This window comes from SAR324 cluster bacterium (assembly GCA_029245725.1).
Taxonomy (GTDB): Bacteria; SAR324; SAR324; order SAR324; family NAC60-12; genus JCVI-SCAAA005.
The window spans coordinates 1-3,200 of the sequence record JAQWOT010000249.1 but is presented as its reverse complement, the minus strand read 5'-3'; the positions used below and the strand labels follow the sequence as shown (position 1 = coordinate 3,200).

3 protein-coding genes are annotated in these 3,200 nt (G+C 49.7%); all 3 read left to right on the top strand.

Going from position 1 to position 3,200, the window contains the following annotated elements; all coding sequences use genetic code 11:
• Positions 1 to 1,546 (top strand): thiosulfohydrolase SoxB (gene soxB, locus P8O70_14020; GenBank protein ID MDG2197975.1); only part of this gene is annotated, 1,546 nt, incomplete at its 5' end.
• 52 nt (positions 1,547 to 1,598) lie between these two features.
• Positions 1,599 to 2,903: a sulfite dehydrogenase gene (gene soxC, locus P8O70_14015; protein MDG2197974.1), complete on the top strand. Its 1,305-nt coding sequence runs from the start codon at positions 1,599 to 1,601 to the stop codon at positions 2,901 to 2,903.
• Positions 2,887 to 3,200: cytochrome c (locus tag P8O70_14010; GenBank protein ID MDG2197973.1), on the top strand; the 314-nt coding region annotated here is incomplete at its 3' end. The genes soxC and P8O70_14010, both read left to right, overlap by 17 nt.

The window sequence follows — 3,200 nt, the reverse complement described above, 5'->3', positions numbered from 1 at the left end:
TTACTTCCGGGAACCCCATATCAACTTGGGTATCGCTGACATGTTTGGCAATCCCCCTCACTTGGTGGGTGAGTACTTGCTGAAGCATTTTGGCATTCCGGCCAACTCACCGGAAGCCTATGCATTTAGTTATCTGAATTTTGTAGAAGCTGCCGAAAAATATGGTCGTGTTGGAGGATTCGCTCATTTGAAGTCCCTCGTCGATCAGCTCCGAGCTGAACGCCCAGGTGCATTGTTGTTGGACGGCGGTGACACCTGGCAGGGTTCAGCGACCTCGCTTTGGACAAATGCACAGGACATGGTTGATGCCCAGATCAAACTGGGAGTCAATGTGATGACAGCCCACTGGGAATTTACCTATGGTGCAGAGAGGGTGCAAGAGATCATCGAAAATGACCTAGCCGATGCAAATCTGGAGTTCGTAGCCCAGAACGTCCGTGATACAGATTTCGAAGATCCAGTCTTTCCTGCCTATGTGATCAGAGAGATCAATGGCCATGCTGTCGCAATTATTGGTCAAGCTTTCCCCTACACTCCGATTGCCAATCCCCGCTACATGATCCCAGAGTGGAGCTTTGGTATTCGTGACATGGAGATGCAGGAAAGAGTCAATGAGGCTCGTGATGAGGGTGCCGAGGTAGTGATTGTCCTCTCCCACAACGGGATGGATGTCGATCTGAAGATGGCCAGCCGAGTTTCAGGAATTGATGCGATCATGGGCGGTCATACTCATGATGGAGTACCCCAGCCAATTCATATCAAGAACCCGGATGGTGATCACACAATGGTGATCAACTCTGGTTCGAACAGCAAGTTCCTCTCTGTGCTGGATCTGGATGTTCAGGATGGCAAGGTCCAAGATTTCCGCTACAAGCTCTTACCAGTATTCTCAGAGTTATTGCCTGCAGATGCTGAAATGACCGCCTACATCCAGTCTGTTCGTGAACCCTATGAGCTGCAACTGAATGAACAGCTGGCTGTGACGGAAGACACCCTCTATCGTCGAGGCAACTTTAATGGAACCTTTGACCAGGTGATCTGCGATGCCTTGATGCAGGAATTGAACGCCCCAATTGCCTTCTCTCCAGGTTTCCGCTGGGGTGTTTCCATACTACCCGGACAGCCCATAACCTTCGATGAGGTGATGACTCAGACTGCGATGACTTATGGAACTGTGTCCCGCAATGAACTCAGTGGAGAGCAGATCAAGACGATCCTCGAAGATGTTGCGGACAACCTGTTCAATGCGGATCCCTATTACCAACAGGGCGGTGACATGGTTCGTGTGGGTGGCCTTCAGTACTCTCTGGATCCGAACGCAAAGATGGGTAGCCGCATTTCAGATCTGGAATTGAATGGGCAGCCTCTGGATCCAAGCAAAAACTATCCTGTTGGCGGTTGGGCCAGCGTGGCGGCTCCACTGGAAGGCAAGCAGATCTGGGAAGTGGTCTCAGACTACTTGCGGGACAAGAAAGTAATCAAGGATGTTGAGCCTAATATTCCCAAATTAAAAGGTGTTGAGAACAATCCTGGTATTGTTCTTTAAGATTCTTCCAAATTTAACCATTGTCGTGAGCATATCTTTTCCAGGCGAAAAAATGGCAAAACCCAAAACTGATGAAATCTCTATTGAAACAAACGAACAATTGGACCGTCGAAGCTTTCTACAGAAGTCTTTGGTTGCTGGTGGCGCGGTTGCAGCGGCAAGTGCAGGTGCAACCCAAGCATTTGCTGAAGTCAATCCGGCGAATCTCCCGCCAAACAAGCCTATTTGGTCCCAGATGCTTGGTCCAGGAGTTACCGAAAAACCCTATGGTAGCCCCTCACCCCATGAGGCCCATGTCGTACGGCGAAATGTAGGCTGGTTAACATCTTCAACCCAATCTTCGATCAACTTCACACCACTGCAGGATCTGCATGGCATCATCACTCCAAACGGGCTACACTTCGAGCGGCATCATGGTGGAGTACCGAGTATCAATCCGAACGAGCATCGGCTGATCATTCATGGAATGGTCAAGTACCCCTTGATGTTTACGATGGAGGAGCTCATGCGCTTCCCAAGTGAATCACACATTCATTTCATCGAATGCCCCGCAAACGGAGGAATGGAATGGAAGGGTGCACAAATGGAGTCCGTTCAGTTTACACATGGAATGGTCAGTTGCTGTGAATGGACCGGAGTCAAGGTCTCCACTCTAATGGATGAGGTTGGTGTGGATCCAAAAGGTACTTGGGTGCTTGCAGAGGGTGCTGATGGTGGAGCAATGGATCGTTCCATTCCGATGGAAAAAATGATGGATGACACGATGATCTGTTGGGCTCAAAACGGTGAGCGACTTCGTCCTGAGCAGGGCTATCCCATTCGTCTCTTGGTACCAGGTTTTGAGGGCAACATGAACATCAAGTGGATTCGACGTCTCAAGGTTGGGACAGCTCCATGGATGACACGTGAGGAGACTTCGAAATATACAGATCTGATGGAGGACGGTACTGCCCGCCAATTTACTTTTGTACAAGAAACCAACTCCTGCATCACTTATCCCTCAGCAGGCCAACAGATGAGCCATAAGGGCTTCCATGAAATCACTGGTTTGGCTTGGTCAGGCCGTGGCAAGATCAAGAAGGTAGATGTCTCTGTGGATGGGGGTCGCAACTGGAAAACTGCCAAGCTACAAGAACCCGTGATGAGCAAGTGCCTGACACGCTTCCGAATCCCCTGGCAGTGGAACGGGGAGAAAACTCAGTTGCAAAGCCGAGCGATAGATGAAACTGGATACGTCCAGCCGACGCTTGCGCAGCTACGTAAGGTTCGTGGAGTAAACTCGATCTATCATAAGAACAGTATTTACACTTGGGAAATCGACACAAATGGGGGGATTAAGAATGTTCAACTCGGCTAAGTTTATTGGAGGATTTCTAGGCAGCTTGTTACTGGTCTCTCCTCTGCTTGCAGAGCCTCTGCAATACAAGCTTGGGCGCATTGCCACAGACAAGGAAATTGCTGGTTGGGATATCAGCGTCGGACCAGATGGCAGTAACTTACCTGATGCTAAAGGAACCGTCCTCCAAGGAGAGAAACTCTATCAAACCAAGTGCGCTTACTGCCATGGTGAATTTGGAGAAGCTGTTGGACGATGGCCCGTTCTAATGGGTGGTGAGGAATCTCTGGCTACCATGGAACCTGTAAAAACGGTTGG

Coding starts and splice junctions, on each gene's coding strand:
- soxC (MDG2197974.1), top strand. CDS start 1,599: ATGGCAAAACCCAAAACTGATGAAATCTCTATTGAAACAAACGAACAA.